The organism is Spirosoma pulveris (genome assembly GCF_054781875.1).
Map to the genome: position 1 here is coordinate 316482 of NZ_BAAGTO010000003.1, position 18767 is coordinate 335248.

Sequence of the window (18767 nt, forward strand, 5' to 3'; positions counted from 1 at the left end):
ATTTCTCATGCCGTTTGAAAAAGGACGATCAAAAACAGGAGGACGCCAACCCGGTAGTACCAACCGAACAACTACCGATATTAAAGCTAGAATTGCCAATTTCATTGATGAGCAGTTTGACAGCATTGCAGACGATATGTCATTGCTAGAGCCAAAAGAACGCGTTACAGCCTACTTAAAACTAATGGAATACGTAGTACCCAAACAACGAGAACAAAAGATTGATCTATCGACCCTGACGGATGAGCAGGTTGACGAATTATTGGATAAGGCAATGGCTAAACTAGGCTGATTGTATTTAAGACCGTAACAGTTGACTATGAAAAGAGGAGAGAAGATTGCTTTACTTACAAAGATCGTAGAAGGAAAAGCCAGTAATGAAACCGTAAAACTACTACGCCAATCAAAGGGCCCCGGCTGTGTTATTATCATCTATCGACATGGAGCATCAGAACCCGGCCCGGATGATCTGGTAAGTTTTCACCATAAAGGCAAAAGAGTTACTATGCCTTACAAAGATGTTGAAGCATTTACGCGTTACGACCCACTGACTATTATTATGATTCCTGACAATGGCCGTAGACAAGTACCGGATGAATAGAGTTACTGTGAAACCTAAGAACTTTAATAAGACTTGTTACTATTACCAGTCACGCTTTTAGAAAATTTTTTAAAATTAAGAATTATAACTTTATGTTAAACAAATTTCCGGGGTACTTTGGGTATGGAGGTATTATGGCAATACATGCTGACTGGCCAATATACCCAAACGGCATTGGGTGGCAATTCGCCTTAAAAGCAATGGGTAATTATCCAAAAGGCACTAATTTCTATGAAATTGACGATATTGATAGATGTAAACTCTTTATAAGTCAAGACCCAAAACAGCTTAAAGATCCATCTGATGCAAAGTACTATCATGTAGGAATTTGGCATTCAGACCTAGTTGAATTGAATTTAAAAGGTTATGTGACCGGAGTTGTTGAAATGAGTGATTATGAGTTTGAGATGATGAGATTTAACCAAGTTAAAAAACAACTTGGCAAAAATTTAAAAGAAGATGACGAGGGCAATATCATTTTACTGACTTACAATGATAGAAAAGAAGTTATTGAGTTAAAGTACTCTAAACCGGAATATTTCGAAGATGCACATGATTTTATAGATTGTGTATTCATACCAGAATCTGTGACTTTGACAGAAGAAGGATTCGAGGAATTAGAAAAACTTTTAAATAACATAAACTTATCAGAAGAATTAAGACGCCTTTCTGAGCCTTTCATTAATATTGGTCGCTATGACACTGCAATTAGAGAATCATCGCTATTTGTAGAAGAAACTATTAAGAAGTTTCATATGCAAAATGATTTATATGGTCAGCGTTTGATTGATTATCATATTAATGAGATAATAAATAACAATGAAAATTTTAATTCGGCTGCTATAAAAAGCTATAGAGGTGAGTTAAGAACTGTAATGAAATTTATTAGGAATGATTTTATGCACAATTTTAAGATTCTTTCGGAAGCGCAATGTAAAGCTATTCTTTCTAGAATAAATGAATTAATCATTGAATTTCTTGAAGTTAAGAGTGCGTATTTCAAAAATAATTAGTGATTTGTACAGGTATTGACAATAATAATAAAAAGTCTCAGGCGTAGCTTAATTATATTACTTATGTATTAAGATTAGTTTCGATATTATTCTTTGACCATTCGTTAGAAATGGATGATAATCATAGCCGCATCACACCATTATTTTGGTAATTCAATTTAAACTTGCCTTATGATCAGCCAAGTTTAAAGAGTTTAAGTAAAAGTATAAATGAGGAACACGACTTTTGTTGTACCTAACAACATAAAAGCACTTAACATCTAGTACTAAGTGCTTAGTGATCAATGGTGGGAGTTGACAGAAATGAACCTTAATGCATAAATTGCTGATAATGAAAGAATTAAGGCAGTACTAAGTGATGCAAATGTAAGTTTGAACATTTTCTAAGGCAAATTGACCTATCTTTTGGGTATAGTTCTTTTTATAAAATGTTGATAATCAGATGTAAGTTGCTTTTAAAAATGTTGTTAGGTTGAGAATCGAATGTTGCATTTTGAGTTACTAAAGAAGGGGAGTGTCGAAAACCTCGCGCGTTATTTCAAAAAATGACTCAACCAGCTGTCTTTACACATCCAGCGTATTGGGTTTGCCTACTGTTCATCAGGATGTACAATCCATCACCTGAAGCTATCTATCCAAATATGGATGATTGACTATTTGACTTGCTAGAGAGCCATTTTTTATCAGAAACAAGCCCTCTCACCGTGTTGCTTTCGTCATAAAGACCATAGTAAAATCTATCTAATGCATTACAGGCTGGATTTCCGTTATTTCCTAAAAAATGAACAAATGTATTTTTGTAAACTTCATTAAGTGATTTACCAAAAACTTCTTCAAAAAAATCAATTTGATTATCTAGCTCTCTACTTGTTTTACAAAAACAGTCTACTAAACGACCTTCTTGCTGTTTCCAACAGGGCTTCAAGCAAGCAAACAAATCTTCCAAAAGTTCAACTTCAAAGCGGAGTTTGCGCGGATGCTCACCCATTGAAGAAATATAGAAGTACAACTTAGATCCTCTTGGCAAGAGTTTCTGAAACATTATTGCTATATCATCTGAAACCATTTTAGTAATAATTTCCTCCTCAGAACGAGGTTTTAGGTCGAAATTTCCTGCGGGAGTACAATCGCCGAAAGCCGAACTATCTGCAACAACTACAATTTCAGAGCCTGTTTTGATGCTAAATCTTTCACCAGTGGACTTTTCGTAAAAATGCCCATTTCGGTACACTACATTCTTAGAAATCATTCTATTAGAAAATATTAGGATTTTGTTAGCCGAAGCCCTAAAGGTTACCTATTGAAGATAATACGTTCTACTTTTGAGGTATATTAAAGTTTTACTTTTAAAATTCTATTGAAGTTATTATACTCACTTACGCGGTTAAATTCAAACGTAATTGAGTTCAACCCATACTTCCATACTTCCTTATTTAATGGCTCGTACTTGTTTATTGCAGTTGGTGTACCTTGGAGTCTAAGTACATGTTCTTTTGATGATCCTAAAGTAAAATAATTCACATCGCTTTGAAAAGTAGTATACAGTTGTACTTTCAATAAATTGTTAAAGTTACTGTATTCCTGTACTAGACCATGGTTAAACGTAATTGAGTTCAACCCATACTTCCATACTTCCTTATTTAATGGCTCGTACTTGTTTATTGCAGTTGGTGTACCTTGCAGCTCAAGCACATGATCTTTTGTTGATCCTATAGTGAAATAAAAAGCTGGATTATTTGCTATTGGTTTATCATTAACACTTTGTTCAGCCTGATAATGATGGGTAGAGGTTTTTGGTTTATCATTAACACTTTGTTCAGTTTGATAATGATGGGTAGAGGCTTTTGGTTTTAAACTATTGTCATGAATAGCTTTTCGTTTATCATCACATAATATTTCATACGCATTTTGAATTCCTTTAAATAGCTCCTCAAAAAATACATCACCATCATTGACATCGGGATGGAATTTTTTTGAAAGTTTTCTATAGGCTGCTTTAATCTCATCATTAGAAGAAAAATCTTCTACACCTAAAGTTTTGTAGCAATTAGTCATATAAATATATAATATAGTAGGAGTCAGTATTCGCTTACTCTAGGCGTTTTGGTCAAGTCATCGCCAAACGTCGTTTGTAAATCATTTATTGGTAAGTCGATAAACGAGTCCTAAACCGGATGAGGATCAATATGAAACATCTTGGCTTTTCTTAGCCCTTTTTCATGCTCATAAGTGAGGAACGAAACTTTTGTTGTACCTATCGCTGTACCTAACAACAAAAAAGCACTTAACATTATCTGCTAAGTGCCTGATTTTCAGTAGTGGGAGTTGACGGGTTCGAACCGCCGACCCTCTGCTTGTAAGGCAGATGCTCTGAACCAGCTGAGCTAAACTCCCTTTTCTTTTATTTTCCCCTTACGATTGTCGTCGTTTGGGAGTGCAAATATACGTGGGTAAATTGCCTTTATGCAAGCCTGAGGCCAAAAAAAAGTGAATTATTTTTTAATTGCCTGATTGACAATGGCCTTTGTCTATTCGAAATTCAGGTAGAGCGTTACCGAGTGTGTCGTTAGTTTATTGATGCCTACACCCGCTGCATTGCTGGTCGGTCGATACAGGTTAACCAGGCCATGGGAGAACCGGATTTCCGGGGCGAACTTGAAATACTCGAAGAATTGCTCGAATCCAACGCCATATTCAATGGCAAAATCCATAGTGCCCGTACTCAGCTTGCTTGCCCCCTGGGTTTCCTTTCGGCGAACGTTACTCTCGACGCTGAACGTGCCGCCCGCCAACAGGTACATGCGGCTGTTGTTACGCCGTTCCGACTTGTATTTGAGCAGGAGCGGGAAATCAATCCAGGTCGATTCCCGGACTTCAGTTTTCGATGTGCCACCCGGATAGTCGTACTGAACCTCCCGGCTAAATAAGGATACCGAAGGCGTAAGCCGCAAATCGAAGCGGTCGTTCAGGTAAGCGTTGACCACGAAACCAACCCGAAACGCGGGTTTATTGGGTGAGTAGATACGATACGCCGAATCCGCCGTCAAAAATTGCGGGCTGTGCGTCACGCTGAACCGGGTGACGGGTACCGCAAAGAAAAAGCCGTAATGAATCGCCTTGTCGTCGTAACGCTCCAGGTGCTTTCGAATGTATTTGTAGCTGCTCTGCGCCTGAGTCCTGACGGAAACCAGACTGATAAGCAGCAACACGAAGCCAACCTGCACCGATAACCGGGCAATGCGCTTCTGTGTGAAATAATAAAACCGGGCCGGGGGAGCTTGGACTAAGCCTTGTGGCCGATGTAAATTGACGCAACGCCGAAGGTGAGCGGTATCCATTTGGTGTTTTTGAATCCGGCCGCTTCGTAGATCCGTAGAAAGTCGGGTCCGTCGGGAAACGCCTGTACCGATTCGGGTAGGTAGGTGTAGGCCGACGAGTCTTTGCTTACTACGCGCCCGATGAGCGGCAGAATGGTACTGGAGTAAAAACTGTAAAGCTGTTTAAACGGAAACTGACGCGGATTCGAGAACTCCAGCACCACACACACACCACCAGGGCGGGTAACGCGGTGCATATCGGTCAGCCCTTTTTGAAGGTTCTCGAAGTTGCGCACACCAAATGCAACGATGACAGCGTCGAAATCATTGTCCGGCAGGGGTAATCCTTCTGAATCCCCCGTGCGCATTTCAATGATCTGGTCGACGCCCCGCTTCTTCATCTTTTCCCGACCCACCGACAGCATCCCTTCCGAAATGTCCATGCCAACGATCTTCTCGGGCTTCAGCGCCAGCGCTTCCAGCGCAAAATCGCCGGTGCCGGTGGCTATGTCTAGGATGCGTTTGGGTGATTGAGAAGACGCTTTCCGAAGTTCGCGGATGGCCCGTTTACGCCACAGAATGTCGATACCACCACTCAGAACGTGGTTCAGCAGGTCGTATTTTGGCGAAATACTATCGAACATCTCGGCGACCTGCTCGCGCTTGGAGGTGTCTTTATCTTTATAAGGAACGACGGACATTAGTGAAAAGCGAAAGAGTGAAAGAGCGGAAGAGTGGTAATGCTGCGCCAGCCTTTCGCTCTTTCGCTCATTTACTCTTTCGCTATTTAAACGTAACAAAGGTAGTGCCATAACAGCACGTTTCGGATGAAAGTTTGATATTCAGACAGGCAATGTGTAGTTTCGAAAGAATGTCTTTTTCTGCTACAACCTGACTCATTATGATCTCTACCGTTCTGTCAATACTACTTACATTCAGTTCGTTCAGTCCAATTCCTCCCGGCAACGACGGTCCGATCACCAAAAAAGCGCATAAGATTCACCAGCGCGTGCTAACGCTCGATACCCACGCCGATGCGCCGATCATGATGCAGAAGCCCGGCTTCGACGTGGGCATGTCGCACGATACCAAACGTGACGGCTCGCAGATCGACTTTCCGCGTATGAAAAAAGGGAGCATGGATGCCATGTTTTTTGCCGTCTACACCTCGCAGGGTCCCCGTACCGACGAAGGCCATGCCGAAGCCAAACGCAACGCCCTGAACCAGTTCGAACTGATTCATCAGGCCCTGAAAAAATACCCTAACCTGGCTGAACTTGCTACCACACCCGCCGATGCCTATCGGATTAAAAAGGCCGGGAAGCGGGCCGTGTTCATCGGGATGGAGAATGGCTACCCGGTCGGAAAAGATTTATCAATGCTCAAGACCTATTACGACCTCGGGTGCCGCTACATGACCCTGACCCACTTCGCCAATAACCTAATCGGCGACTCTTCTACCGATCCTGACGGCCCGATTTACGGTGGGTTAAGCGACTTTGGCAAGCAGGTGGTGCCGGAAATGAACCGGCTGGGTATATTGATCGACGTGTCGCACGTGGCAGACAGTACCTTTTATGACGCCCTGGCCCTCTCGAAAGCGCCCGTCATTGCATCGCACTCCAACTGCCGCGCCCTGTGCGACTTTCCGCGTAACATGACCGACGACATGATTAAGGCCATCGCTGCCAAAGGGGGCGTGGTGCAGGTCAACTTCGTGAGTGATTATCTGAAGAAACCCTCGGATGCCAACCGGGCGGCCAAAACCAAAATCCGGATGGCGCGGGTGGGGAAAGTCGTTACCCCGGAAATGGAAGCCCGGATGACCGCCATGAGCGACTCGGTGTCCAAAGTATACGCATCTGAGCGGGCAAGCCTGTCGGACATTGTCGATCACATAGACCACATCGTTAAGCTCGTGGGCATCGACCATGTGGGCATCGGTTCGGACTTCGATGGGGGCGGGGGCGTTAATGGTCTCGAAGACGTCAGCGAAATCGAAAACCTGACCGTCGAGCTTGTTCGCCGGAATTACTCCGAAGCCGACATTGCCAAAATATGGGGCGGCAATCTGTTACGGGTTCTGGGGCAGGCGAAAGTAAGTAAGTAGCTACTATCCGCCGATGGGCTGGCCGTTGGTTTACAACGGCCAGCCAGTCATTTACTGAAACGATTGATCAAAGCGGCTGTTCAGCTTCAAAATAGCGTTTAGTCGGGTTATGTATAGTTTAACAAGGAAATTGAACGGCAATTCCTCGTAATAGGCTTGCTTCAACTTGACCGCATCGAACAAAAACCTGAAAATCCACATTCGCTGAATTTTTTTATTATACAGTTTAAAGTCTTGATTTGCTTTGCTCTTGTATTCCAGCCCATCCAGCAGGTAGGCTTCTTTGGCATGAGCCAGCAACATGCGTTTGATGTAGTCGAGCGACAACCTTCTGCCTTCGATGAAATGAGTGAAGGTCAATCGTTCGTCGTACCAAATTTTGTAGCCATTCAGTAGAATGTAGTAACAAAGTTCAATGTCTCCGCCTGACGATAAGCTTGTGCCTTTCCGATCGGTGGTGATGAACTGATAATGATCCATATTGGTCACAGCGTCTTTTCTAACAAAGCATCCAGCGCCATACACCCAGCCCCGACGCCTTGAGATATCACCGGACGCGGGCGCCTGTGGCCCAACTGCATAATACATGGCGTATTTATCGAACCACTCGGGTTTAGGGCCTCCGAATTCAGGAATACCCATGCCGCCTAATCCACCGATTTCTTTGTTATCCTGAAGAATGGAAAAGCCAGTGCTTAAATAGTTGGGGTTTAGCCAGTTATCGTCGTCACAAAATAGGTAATGGTCATACTTAGCTTCGATTATGCCTCTTTGTCGGGCAAAGCTTGTTCCAGCCTGGCTTTCATAAATGATTTTAAAGTCGATGTTTGAGGGACTGCATTTCTCCCACTCCGCCTGGGCTACCTCCGCTGTGTTGTCGGTCGACGCGTTATTGACAAGAATGACTTCACAGTTAACAGAATCTGGTATCACCTGAGCCGCCAAATGCCTAAGTGTTTCAGGTAATCGTGATGAAGAATTGTAACAACAAATAATTACGCTAATCCCTTTCATAAAAGAAAACGTTTACTAAAAATCAATCGAAGTTGTAAAATAGCCTTGGTCAAAACCAGTTGGCAGCGCCCTAAGTTGACAAGTATTAAAACGGGCCGAACGTCTTAACTTTTTCACCTATACCAACCTTTACCCAAGCGTTGCGCGTGTACAAGGCATCGGCATGCTGTATAGCGCTAACAAGCCAATGATGCTGTTGTTCATTCGGGGAAATAGCGCTCATTTTCAATGACAAGCATGACCCTAAGATGGGTAAGGAGTGACTAATCATCAGCTTGTGAGATGTATTTTGTGGATAAGACATACAAACAGCCAAATTAGCGATATATATTTATGCCTTTAGTGTCCTAAAGTAAAAACATTATAAAAACTTAGTGGATGGTCGACTTTTATTGTCAATTGGTTGTAAATGATAATCACTTATAATCAATATAGTTAAAAAGGAAATATATTGGCGCGTTAATCAATAATTTTGAAGAAATAGATTACCATTTCAGCTTAGCTGGCCATTTATTTGGCTCAGCTCGTTGCCTTTGCAGAGCCTTTAGGATTGCATTTATGACTACGCTTCTACCTGAATAATCAGTAACTTGGTCGTTTATCGCCAGCAACTATGTCTCCCGAAACCGTCTTTAGTTTGGCCAGTACACTGGTGCTGCCGCAATGGTTGCTCATGATTTTTGCCCCGCGCTGGATACTGACGAAATGGTTAATGAATTCTTACCTGATTCCGGTAGCACTGGCAGTCATCTACATCATTTACCTGTTCAGCGGGTCGGGTGTCGACTTTAGTGCGTTTGGTACCTTGGCCGGTGTTAAAGAGTTATTTTCTAAAGGTGGCAATGGGGTTATGCTGGCCGGTTGGGTGCATTATCTGGCCTTCGATCTGGTGGCCGGAACCGTCGTTGTGCGGGATTCGCAGGAGAAAGCCATTCCACACGGGCTTATCGTGGTGCCTTTATTTTTCTGTTTTATGCTGGGACCCGCTGGCTTCCTGCTCTATTGGCTGATTCGCCTTGTTCGTACCCGAAACCTGGCTGCATAGCATCATTTTTTACCGTAATAGAATGGTAACTTTCTTAACTACATTACAAGAACGTAACACGATCCTTTATCAATTAGGATGGTTATGTGTGGCCGCGATGGTTTTCTGTACAGTGCTGGCTTTCGGCACACAAACCCAGGTGCTGGGCATCAATGCCTACATAAAGCCCATAAAGTTTTTGGCCTCTACCACGATTCTGGCCTGGACAATGGCCTGGTACCTGGCTGAACTTCCCCAAAATGGTAGTATAAAGGCGTATGCCTGGATGTTCGTCGTCGTATTTGCCATTGAACTGGGCATTATTATCTGGCAGGCCAGCCGGGGTAAACTATCGCACTTCAATGTTTCCACACCAATTGATGGTCTGCTCTTTGGTCTGATGGGTATAGCCATTACGGTATTCACTATATGGACAGCCTACATCGGCTTTTTGTTTTTCCGATACGACACAACGGCTATCAGTCCGGCGTATTTATGGGGCATCCGGCTGGGAATTTTGCTGTTTGTTATTTTTGCGTTTGAGGGGTTCATGATGGCCAGTCGATTGGGCCATACAGTCGGCGCGCCGGATGGCGGTCCCGGCCTGGCGGCTCTGAACTGGAGCACCCGCTACGGCGACCTGCGGGTAGCGCATTTTTTCGGAATGCACGCATTACAACTAATTCCCCTCTTTGCCTATTACGTAGCCGCCAGCCCGCGGCAGGTATTCCTTGTATCAGCCGTCTATTTCGTGCTGGTCACTGCTTTGCTGGTACAGGCCCTGGCGAGCAAACCGCTGCTGACGGGCTTAGGTAATTGATTGATGGTAAAAAAAGGAAGGCGTGGTCTTTGACAGGGTAGAGATGGATAATGACTAATCCTGTTTTACCTGATGAACCGAACTGATTTTCTGAAAACGTCTGCTCTTGCCGGAGCCTCGCTCATTACCGATCCCGTTGAGGTCAGGGCGTTTATTACCCGTAAGTCTGCCCAGAAATACCGTACCGCTGTTGTTGGCGCGGGCTGGTGGGGCGGCAATATTCTGCGTTGCGCCGTTCAGGCGGGCGAGTCGAAGATCGTGGCCCTCTGTGATGTCGATGCACGCCAACTCAAAAAGACCAGTGAGGAACTCAGTAAGCTAACGTCCGATCAGCCGAAGCTGTACCGGGATTACCGCGAGATGATCGCGACCGAGAAGCCCGAAATTGTAATCGTCGCTACGCCCGACCACTGGCACCCGCTGGTGGCTATTGAGGCTATGAAAGCGGGCGCCCACGTATATGTCGAAAAACCCATCAGCCATACCATCAACGAAGGAAAGGCAATGGTGAAAACGGCCCGGCAGACGGGGCGTATCTGTCAGGTGGGTATGCACCGGCGCGTGTCGCCCCACAACGTCTCGGGTATGGAGTTTCTCCGGTCGGGCAAGCTGGGTAAAATCGGCATGGCGCGGGCATTTGTCCATTATGGCGGTGGGGCTGGTCAGCTCACCCCCGATGCTGAAGCACCGAAAGAAATGGACTGGAACATGTGGTGCGGCCCGGCACCGCTCCGGGCCTTTAACCCCACTATGCACCCCCGGGGCTGGCGCAATTACTTGAACTATGCCAATGGCACATTGGGCGACTGGGGCATTCACTGGCTCGACCAGATTTTATGGGTCACGGAACAGCATCATCCGCGAAAGGTCTATTCGACTGGCGGGCGGGCTATCAAAAAAGACAGCACGGATGCTCCCGACCACCAGGTGGCCACGTACGAATTCGACGACTTTACGGCTATTTGGGAACACCGTACCTTTGGCGCTAACAATGCGGAGAAAACACATCCGCAACAGGCGGTAGGGGTATATTTCTACGGAACGGAAGGGACCTTTCATATGGGCTGGCTCGATGGTTGGACATTTTACCCGTCCGATTCCAAAAAGCCCGTTATTCATCAGGATGCTCAACTCGATAAACCTGACGATCAAAACATTGCCTTGCTTTGGGCCAACTTCCTGGATAGTATCAAAACTAAAAAACTACCCGTCTGCGACATTGAAATCGGGCATCGCTCCACCAACATGGCGTTGCTGGGTATGCTGTCTATGAAGCTAGGCCGGAGTGTGGAATGGGACGGTACTCAGATTCCGAACGACCCCGAAGCAAATAAACTTTTGAGCCGTGCTTACCGGGGCGAATGGCAGTATCCAACCTAAGCCGAAAAAGATTGCTTTTCGTTTACGTATAAAAAAGCCTTCATGTACGGTCAATGTGAAGGCTTCTTTATGCATAAACAGATGATTTTCGTCAGTTAGAGCGATTTTTTGGTGTTGTCTATTTTGCCTATATACATATATGGCGTATATTGATTCGAAAAAAGATATACTATGATCTTAGAAGAATCACTCACCGCGACCGTAATTAACGTTAACTCTACTGTTGAGTCCTTTACGGGCTATGTGGCTGTAAGTCACGTGTTAATGCAAACAGAAGGATTCGCCGACTTTCTGTTTGATAATTTTCGTATGATTCAGGATATAACAACGGACGGTGACCGTTCGCTGGGGCTGAATCGGTTTGTAATGCAGTCGATCCGATTTATTGACGGGTACGGCCAGTACAAAATCAATGTTGAACGTTCCGTTTATGGCGATTACAGCGTAAAAGATGTGTGCAAAATAAGATAATGTGTACACGTCTGTTTAGTTTACTGTATAAGCCCGGCTTCAGCCGGGCTTTTTTTATGCACCCTTAGAGGTCATCGATGACCCGGCTTTTCTGGCAAAAATGCATCGAGTGCCCGGGTAGGTCTGCCATCGTCACCCCAGGCGTTCAGTCGATACTTACTCCAGCTATTGGCCCCTTCCGGCTCCCAATAAAAAACGCCCAGACCTTTTGCATCCGGAACGGCCTTCACAACTTTTTGTACGGCAACCAGCATGTCGTACGTTTTCTGCACAGCGGTATAGTCGTCGCCAACTTCGGCCACAATCACTTCTTTACCATACCGGCTCGTCATGTCGTTGAGGTTGGCTGCCAGACTACCGATGGATGCGGTATAGTCCGAACCTATCCAGTATGGGTAATACGACATACCAATGACATCGAACTGAGCTCCGTGGGCGGTCACATTATCGAAGAATGTTTTGAACTTGGCATGCTCATTCCCGCTTTCGAGGTGAACAATAACTTTGGTGGATGGGCTAACGGCCTTTACGGCCTTATAACCGCTGGTGATCAACTGGGCTAGCTGCGGATAATTCGACGCGCTTCCGTCGGGCCATAACATACCACCGCCAATCTCATTGCCAACCTGTACCCACTCTGGTGTGACTCCGCCGGTTTGGAGGGCCTTCATGACGTCGAGTGTATGGTCGTACACATCGGTCTTCAACTGGGTGAAGCTATGACTGGCCCAAGCAACTGGTTTGAGCTGATGGCCAGGGTCTGCCCAGGTATCGCTGTAATGAAAGTCGATCATGATGCGAAAACCCATAGTTTTCGCTCGTTTTGCCATCATTACCACCTCATCCCGGCTACAATGGCCGTTGACCCTGTCGGTGGATGGGTTGACGAACACCCGAAACCGAACCGAGTTAATGCCTTTGTCTTTCAGAATCTGAAAGCAGTCCTGTGCAATGCCGTTGTCGTTGTAAAACACATAGCCGGTGGCTTCCATCTGCTGGAGCCAACCCACATCAGCACCCCGCGCAAATGTCTGGGCACATACTGAACCACTGGCAAAAAGTAAAGTCAGTAAACTGATGGCAGACGAGTAGAGAAACATGACCGACTTTTGCATAAGTGCTCGTGTTTACGGGAGACGCCGGTAAGGCCAGACAGTTTGTTAAGGGGCGATATGAATGGGCTATTTATCCTCTTTGATGGCTTTCATGCCTTTGGTCCAGCGTACCAGTTGATGGATCATCTGGGTTGTCGACCCCGTAATGTGGTCGTTAGGAGTAAACTGACCGTTCTCGTTGATTAACGCGTTGACCGTAGGAATATTGACGCCTTCGGCCAGCGCAATGTTTCGTAAGCTAATGAGGTCACTTTTCAAGCTGATCACAGCTCTGACGCCCGCGAAAGCACCTGCCGAATAGCTGACGATGCCCGATGGCTTGTAAGCCCATTCGTGTACCAGGTACTCAATGGCGTTCTTGAGGGAGGCCGGATAGCTGTAATCATACTCGGCGGTGACAAAAATGAACGCATCCGCTTCCTCAATTTTGGCGCTCCACTGTTTGGTATGTTCATGCTCATACTGCTTCATGATCGGGTGAACGGCTTCGTTCATCAGAGGCAGGTTGATTTCGCCCAGGTCGAGTAGTTCGACGTCAAAATTTCCCTGCTTGCGGGCTTCTTCCACGACCCATTGAGCTACGAGTGGACCCTTCCTGCCCGGACGGACAGTAGACGAGATGACTTTTAATTTGTACATGTTGAGTTAACAATAACGGGTTGTATTCACTTTTTTACTGACTATGTTACCGGTAGAGGCAGTTTTCTGCCTGAATATCGTATTTATGAACTGGTTTAGCGCGAAAACAGGCCGGTTAGTTCCGCTGCGGTCGTTATCTTGTTGTAGCAGGGAGACGGAATCCCACTGGAAAAAGCCACCTAACAAAAAAACCGCTTACCATTTCTGATAAGCGGCTGATTAGGAAGTGGGCCAGCCTGGACTCGAACCAGGGACTTACTGATTATGAGTCAGGCACTCTAACCAACTGAGTTACAAGCCCGTTGCTGATTGATTACTCAAGTTCAGCATGCAAATTTACAAAATTTTTAACAGCAATACAGATTTAACCGGTTTTTCACTTCAGAATCCTGCCAATCCTGCAATCCTGTCCGGTATCTTTGCTGAATGTCAGCGCCTAACAAGAAGAAAATTCTCAACGATCCCGTTTATGGGTTTATCACGATCCCGACCGAGTTACTTTTCGATTTGGTTGAGCATCCGTATTTTCAGCGTCTTCGGCGTATCAAACAGTTAGGCCTGTCTGAGTACGTTTATCCGGGCGCTTTGCACACCCGGTTTCATCACGCCCTGGGGGCTATGCACCTCATGGGGCAGGCTATGAGTACCCTGCAAAGCAAAGGCCATCGCATTAGTAGTGAAGAGTGCGAAGCTGCTCAGATCGCCATTCTGCTGCACGACGTTGGTCACGGCCCATTTTCGCATGTGCTGGAATGTTGCCTGCTGGAGGATGTTCCTCATGAGGAAATTTCGCTGCTGCTCATGCGCGAACTCAACCAGCAGTTCAACGGAGCCCTTTCGCTGGCTATCCGCATGTTTGAAGGAACCTACGAACGCCCGTTCTTTCACCAGCTGATATCCAGTCAGCTGGATATGGACCGGATGGATTACCTCAACCGCGACGGGTATTATACGGGCGTGGCGGAAGGGGCCATCGGGGCCGAGCGGATCATTAAAATGCTCGATCTGGTAAACGACCAGCTGGTTGTGGAAGCGAAAGGAATTCTGAGCGTCGAAAATTTTCTGAACGCCCGTCGGCTGATGTACTGGCAGGTATACCTGCACAAAACCTCCATCTGCGCTGAGTCCATGCTGATTCAGATTTTACGGCGGGCGCGTTTCCTGATTCAACAGATGGGTCCTGAAGCTGTCTTTGCTCCGGAATCATTTCGGCTGTTTTTGCAGGACAGTATCTCACTGGCTGATTTTCGAACGAACCAAACCTATTTGAATGCCTTTACCCGGCTCGACGATTTCGATGTGTGGTTCTGCATCAAGCAGTGGGCGCTGCATCCTGATTTTGTTTTGTCGACGCTTTGTCAGATGCTGCTCGATCGGAAGCTGTTCAAAATTATGCTATCGACAGAGCCCTTTGCCGGCGAGCTGCTGGTTGAGCTGGAGGATCAACTGAATCAACTGGGACTATCGGAAGAACAGCGATCGTACTTCCTGGTTGAGGGGCAGGCCACCAATGCCGCTTACCTACCCTCCGGCGATCGGATCAGTATCAAGCTCAAATCCGGTAAGGTCATCGACATTGCCGATGCCTCCGACTTGTCTAATATTCAGGTGCTCACCAACATCGTACGTCGCTATTATGTCTGCTGGGCAAAAGAATTGCCGGTATTGAGTAAAACCCTGAGTCAGTAACCGGCTTCACGGGGTAAATCGATCCGGCTGCCGGAATGAAAACTTACCACATAATGAACTATTTCCGGGCGATTTTATCCGCAAAGTGCAATTTGTTAGTTACCTTAGCGGCCCAATCGATCGCAGAAATTGAGTGCTTTGCGACGGTAGTCATACGTATATGAAGTTTACAGTCAAGCAGATTGCCACACTGCTGGGGGGCGAAGTAGCCGGAAATGAAACACTGGCTATCACCGGATTAGCCAAAATTGAAGAAGGGAAGCCAGGCGATATATCGTTTCTGTCGAATCTCAAGTATGAACCGTTTCTGTATACAACTCAGGCATCGGCGGTGATTGTCGACCAGTCGTTTCAGCCTAAACAGCCGGTTTCCTCTGCTTTGATTTTTGTAGAAAATTCCTACTCCGCCTTTGCCCAACTGCTGGAAGAATATTACAGACAATTGAGTTTTGCCCGCATTGGTGTAGAACAGCCTTCCTATGTTGGCGAGGGTAGCCAGTTTGGTGAGCAGATTTACCGGGGCGCCTTTTCGTACGTTGGTAAAAACTGCCAGATTGGACAAAACGTCAAAATCTACCCACACGCCTACATTGGCAACAACGTTCACATTGGCGATAACACAATCATTCATCCCGGCGCCCGTGTTCTGGATAACTGTGTCATCGGAAAAAACTGCGTCATTCATCCCAATGCCGTTATCGGCAGTGAAGGGTTTGGCTTTGCGCCACAACCGGATGGTTCGTACAAAACGATTCCTCAGCTTGGCAACGTTATTCTGGAAGATTGCGTAAATGTTGGTTCCGGAACAACAATCGACTGCGCCACGATGGGGTCAACTATAATCAGACAGGGGGTTAAGTTAGACAACCTGATTCAGATCGGGCACAATGTCGACATTGGTCGCAATACGGTCATTGCCGCTCAAACGGGCGTTTCCGGCTCAACGAAACTGGGCGAAAACTGCGTCATTGCGGGGCAGGTTGGTTTTGCCGGTCACCTGACTATTGCCAACGGTACAAAAGTTGGAGCGCAGTCGGGAGTGGGTAAAAATGTGGAGGAGGAAGGCATATCTTTAAATGGTTCCCACGCCTTTTTGCTGCGGGATAACATGCGCTCACAGGCAATCTTTCGAAAATTGCCCGCACTGGAACAACGGGTAACAAAACTGGAAAAGAAAACCGAAAAATAGTTTACGATTTATCGATGTTGACGTTGCGGTAATGGTTGGCTGACGCCAGAACAGGCGCATCTGCTAACCATTTATCATAAACTCAGAACGATAATCTGAAGCTGAAAACGAATGAATACCAAACAACAGACCATTCAGAAATCCATATCGGTATCGGGCGTGGGCCTGCACACAGGGGTCTCTGCAACCATGACTTTCCTGCCCGCACCCACAAACCACGGCTATAAATTTCAACGCATCGACTTACCGGGGCAACCCATTGTTGATGCTGACGTCGATAACGTAGTGGATCTGTCGCGGGGAACGACCATCGAGCAGAGTGGCGCACGGATTCATACCGTCGAGCATACACTGGCGGCTCTGGTGGGTTTACAACTGGATAACGTTCTGATTCAGTTGGATGGTCCCGAACCGCCCATCATGGATGGGTCGTCCATTCAGTTTATCAACGCCCTGCGCGAAGCCGGTATTGAAGAGCAGAATGCCAGCCGTAATTATTTTGAAGTAAGCGAATACGTTCATTACCGCAATCCGGAGAAAGACATCGAACTGGCCGCCCTGCCACTGGATGACTACCGGCTTACGGTGATGGTTGATTATAACTCGCGGGTCATCAGCAGCCAGCACGCGTATCTGAACGATATCAGCCAGTTTCCGGAGCAGATTGCCAACTGCCGTACCTTTGTTTTTCTGCACGAGCTGGAAGCGTTGTACAAGCAGAACCTCATTAAAGGGGGCGATCTGACCAACGCCATTGTTATTGTGGATCGGGAGGTGAAAGACGGCGAACTGGACTACCTGGCCGATCTGCTGCACAAGCCTAAAGTGAGCGTCAACAAACAGGAGGGCATTCTGAATAACCTGGAACTGCACTACCCCAACGAAATGGCGCGCCATAAACTGCTCGATATGGTGGGCGATCTGGCCCTCATTGGCCGACCCATCAAGGCGCAGATTCTGGCGGCCCGGCCCGGCCACGCGGCCAACGTGGCGTTTGCCAAAAAGATTAAGAAACTGATTCAGAAGAACGCGGTTAACCAGGTACCTAAATATGACCCTACGCAACCGCCGGTACTCGATATTAACCGGATTTCGCAGCTTCTGCCGCACCGCTACCCGTTTCAGATGATTGACAAAATCATTGCGCTGGACGAGAACAGCGTAGTGGGAATCAAGAACGTGACGATGAATGAACCGTTTTTTCCGGGCCATTTTCCCGGAAACCCGGTCATGCCCGGCGTCATGCAGCTTGAAGCGATGGCGCAAACAGGGGGTATTCTGGTTCTTAGCACCGTCCCTGATCCTGAGAACTATTGGCCATTTCTGGTAGGGATTGAAAACTGCCGGTTCCGGCGCAACGTTTTGCCCGGCGATACGGTAATCTTTAAGTGTGAGTTCACATCACCCATGAAGCGCGGTATTGTGAAAATGCAGGGGCGAGGCTATGTCGCCAATCAGTTGGTCTGTGAAGCGGACATGATTGCCAGTCTGGTTAAAAAGAAATGATGAATGATGAATCCGTTTTCATTCATCGTTCATCATTCATCGTAAAAAACATGATTCAACCATTAGCTTATATCCACCCCGAAGCGAAAATAGCGCAGAACGTGGTGATCGAGCCATTTGCTATTATCCATAAAGACGTTGAGATTGCCGAAGGAACATGGATTGGTTCGCACGCAGTCATCAACGAGGGGGCTCGTATTGGCCGGAATTGTAAGATTTATCCCGGAGCGGTTATTTCCTCAACGCCCCAGGATTTAAAATTTAACAACGAATATACCCGGACATACATCGGGGATAACACGACCATACGGGAGTACGCGACCATTAGCCGGGGAACGGAAGAGCATTGGAAGACGGAAATTGGATCGGATTGTTTGGTAATGGCCTACGCACACGTAGCCCACGACTGCCGGATTGGCAACCACTGCCTGATAATTAACAATGTGCAGATGGGCGGACACGTCCACATGGGCGACTGGGCCATTATTGGCGGGTCCAGCTCGGTACACCAATGGGTGAAAATCGGCGCTCACGCTATGATTTCGGGTGGCTCGCTGGTACGGAAAGATGTGCCGCCGTTTACAAAAGCCGCCCGCGAACCGCTATCCTATACGGGTATCAATTCCATTGGTCTGCGTCGTAGAGGCTTTGAAAACGATAAGATCAACCAGATTCAGGAAATCTACCGCTATATCTACATGCGCGGCCTGAACAATGCCGATGCCCTGACTCAAATTGAACTCGAACTGCCGCCCTCAGATGAGCGCGACGAAATTGTGAACTTCATTCGGTCGTCGGAACGCGGGATCATGAAAGGCCCGTCAACCACTAATGTCGAACGGGAATAAATAGGAAGATGGTGCTGGGCCGGGCCATGTA

General features: G+C 46.6%; 19 protein-coding genes and 2 tRNA genes. 12 read left to right on the forward strand and 9 right to left on the reverse strand.

Annotated elements, in window-relative coordinates:
* Nucleotides 1-7 precede the first annotated feature (7 nt).
* From ACYVJM_RS14085 to ACYVJM_RS14095, 3 genes are all read left to right on the forward strand, one after another.
* Nucleotides 8-292, forward strand: coding sequence for a hypothetical protein (locus ACYVJM_RS14085; protein ID WP_461148871.1), 285 nt, complete (start codon nt 8-10; stop codon nt 290-292).
* 27 nt (nt 293-319) lie between these two features.
* Nucleotides 320-601, forward strand: coding sequence for a hypothetical protein (locus ACYVJM_RS14090; protein WP_461148872.1), 282 nt, complete (start codon nt 320-322; stop codon nt 599-601).
* Between the two features lie 92 nt (nt 602-693).
* Nucleotides 694-1614 carry a hypothetical protein gene (locus ACYVJM_RS14095; RefSeq protein ID WP_461148873.1) on the forward strand — a complete coding sequence of 307 codons (921 nt, stop codon included), beginning with the start codon at nt 694-696 and terminating at the stop codon, nt 1612-1614.
* A 631-nt stretch (nt 1615-2245) separates the two neighbouring features.
* Here ACYVJM_RS14095 and ACYVJM_RS14100 read toward each other — a convergent pair.
* The 5 genes from ACYVJM_RS14100 to ubiE all read right to left on the reverse strand — a co-directional run bounded on the left by ACYVJM_RS14100 (nt 2246) and on the right by ubiE (nt 5632).
* Entirely contained in the window at nt 2246-2863 is a 618-nt protein-coding gene (locus ACYVJM_RS14100) for a hypothetical protein (protein WP_461148874.1), read from the reverse strand.
* Between the two features lie 83 nt (nt 2864-2946).
* Nucleotides 2947-3669: a J domain-containing protein gene (locus ACYVJM_RS14105; protein WP_461148875.1), complete on the reverse strand. Its 723-nt coding sequence runs from the start codon at nt 3667-3669 to the stop codon at nt 2947-2949.
* Between the two features lie 264 nt (nt 3670-3933).
* Nucleotides 3934-4008 (reverse strand) — tRNA-Val (locus ACYVJM_RS14110).
* Nucleotides 4009-4142: 134 nt separating this feature from the next.
* Nucleotides 4143-4952 (reverse strand): type IX secretion/gliding motility protein PorT/SprT, encoded by an 810-nt coding sequence (gene porT / locus ACYVJM_RS14115; protein ID WP_461148876.1) that lies wholly within the window; start codon nt 4950-4952, stop codon nt 4143-4145.
* On the reverse strand, nt 4898-5632 hold the full coding sequence (gene ubiE, locus ACYVJM_RS14120; protein WP_461148877.1) for a bifunctional demethylmenaquinone methyltransferase/2-methoxy-6-polyprenyl-1,4-benzoquinol methylase UbiE: 735 nt from the start codon (nt 5630-5632) through the stop codon (nt 4898-4900). Before ubiE ends, porT begins: the two co-directional genes overlap by 55 nt.
* A 200-nt stretch (nt 5633-5832) precedes the next feature.
* Here ubiE and ACYVJM_RS14125 point away from each other — a divergent pair, with 200 nt between their 5' ends.
* Nucleotides 5833-7041, forward strand: a complete 1209-nt coding sequence (locus tag ACYVJM_RS14125; RefSeq protein ID WP_461148878.1) for a dipeptidase — start codon at nt 5833-5835, stop codon at nt 7039-7041.
* 51 nt (nt 7042-7092) lie between these two features.
* Here the strand turns inward: ACYVJM_RS14125 and ACYVJM_RS14130 are convergent, their stop codons facing one another.
* Nucleotides 7093-8055: a glycosyltransferase gene (locus ACYVJM_RS14130; protein WP_461148879.1), complete on the reverse strand. Its 963-nt coding sequence runs from the start codon at nt 8053-8055 to the stop codon at nt 7093-7095.
* A 613-nt stretch (nt 8056-8668) separates the two neighbouring features.
* Here ACYVJM_RS14130 and ACYVJM_RS14135 point away from each other — a divergent pair.
* The 4 genes from ACYVJM_RS14135 to ACYVJM_RS14150 all read left to right on the forward strand — a co-directional run bounded on the left by ACYVJM_RS14135 (nt 8669) and on the right by ACYVJM_RS14150 (nt 11750).
* Complete coding sequence (locus ACYVJM_RS14135; protein WP_461148880.1) at nt 8669-9100, forward strand: ABA4-like family protein; 432 nt, start codon at nt 8669-8671, stop codon at nt 9098-9100.
* Nucleotides 9101-9197: 97 nt separating this feature from the next.
* Entirely contained in the window at nt 9198-9899 is a 702-nt protein-coding gene (locus tag ACYVJM_RS14140; protein WP_461148881.1) for a hypothetical protein, read from the forward strand.
* 72 nt (nt 9900-9971) lie between these two features.
* Nucleotides 9972-11279: a Gfo/Idh/MocA family protein gene (locus tag ACYVJM_RS14145; protein ID WP_461148882.1), complete on the forward strand. Its 1308-nt coding sequence runs from the start codon at nt 9972-9974 to the stop codon at nt 11277-11279.
* Between the two features lie 171 nt (nt 11280-11450).
* Nucleotides 11451-11750, forward strand: coding sequence for a hypothetical protein (locus ACYVJM_RS14150; RefSeq protein ID WP_461148883.1), 300 nt, complete (start codon nt 11451-11453; stop codon nt 11748-11750).
* Between the two features lie 71 nt (nt 11751-11821).
* On the opposite strand, the gene ACYVJM_RS14155 is transcribed toward ACYVJM_RS14150, so the two are convergent.
* The 3 genes from ACYVJM_RS14155 to ACYVJM_RS14165 form a co-directional block, all read right to left on the reverse strand.
* Complete coding sequence (locus ACYVJM_RS14155) at nt 11822-12865, reverse strand: glycoside hydrolase family 53 protein (protein ID WP_461148884.1); 1044 nt, start codon at nt 12863-12865, stop codon at nt 11822-11824.
* Between the two features lie 66 nt (nt 12866-12931).
* Nucleotides 12932-13504: an NADPH-dependent FMN reductase gene (locus tag ACYVJM_RS14160; RefSeq protein ID WP_461148885.1), complete on the reverse strand. Its 573-nt coding sequence runs from the start codon at nt 13502-13504 to the stop codon at nt 12932-12934.
* A 227-nt stretch (nt 13505-13731) separates the two neighbouring features.
* A tRNA-Ile gene (locus ACYVJM_RS14165) sits at nt 13732-13805 on the reverse strand.
* Between the two features lie 125 nt (nt 13806-13930).
* Between ACYVJM_RS14165 and ACYVJM_RS14170 the strand changes: the two genes are divergently transcribed.
* From ACYVJM_RS14170 to lpxA, 4 genes are all read left to right on the forward strand, one after another.
* Entirely contained in the window at nt 13931-15193 is a 1263-nt protein-coding gene (locus ACYVJM_RS14170; protein WP_461148886.1) for an HD domain-containing protein, read from the forward strand.
* Between the two features lie 160 nt (nt 15194-15353).
* Nucleotides 15354-16382 (forward strand): UDP-3-O-(3-hydroxymyristoyl)glucosamine N-acyltransferase, encoded by a 1029-nt coding sequence (gene lpxD / locus ACYVJM_RS14175; RefSeq protein ID WP_461148887.1) that lies wholly within the window; start codon nt 15354-15356, stop codon nt 16380-16382.
* A gap of 111 nt (nt 16383-16493) precedes the next feature.
* Complete coding sequence (locus ACYVJM_RS14180; RefSeq protein WP_461148888.1) at nt 16494-17888, forward strand: bifunctional UDP-3-O-[3-hydroxymyristoyl] N-acetylglucosamine deacetylase/3-hydroxyacyl-ACP dehydratase; 1395 nt, start codon at nt 16494-16496, stop codon at nt 17886-17888.
* A 50-nt stretch (nt 17889-17938) separates the two neighbouring features.
* On the forward strand, nt 17939-18736 hold the full coding sequence (lpxA, locus tag ACYVJM_RS14185; protein ID WP_461148889.1) for an acyl-ACP--UDP-N-acetylglucosamine O-acyltransferase: 798 nt from the start codon (nt 17939-17941) through the stop codon (nt 18734-18736).
* Nucleotides 18737-18767: the final 31 nt, after the last annotated feature.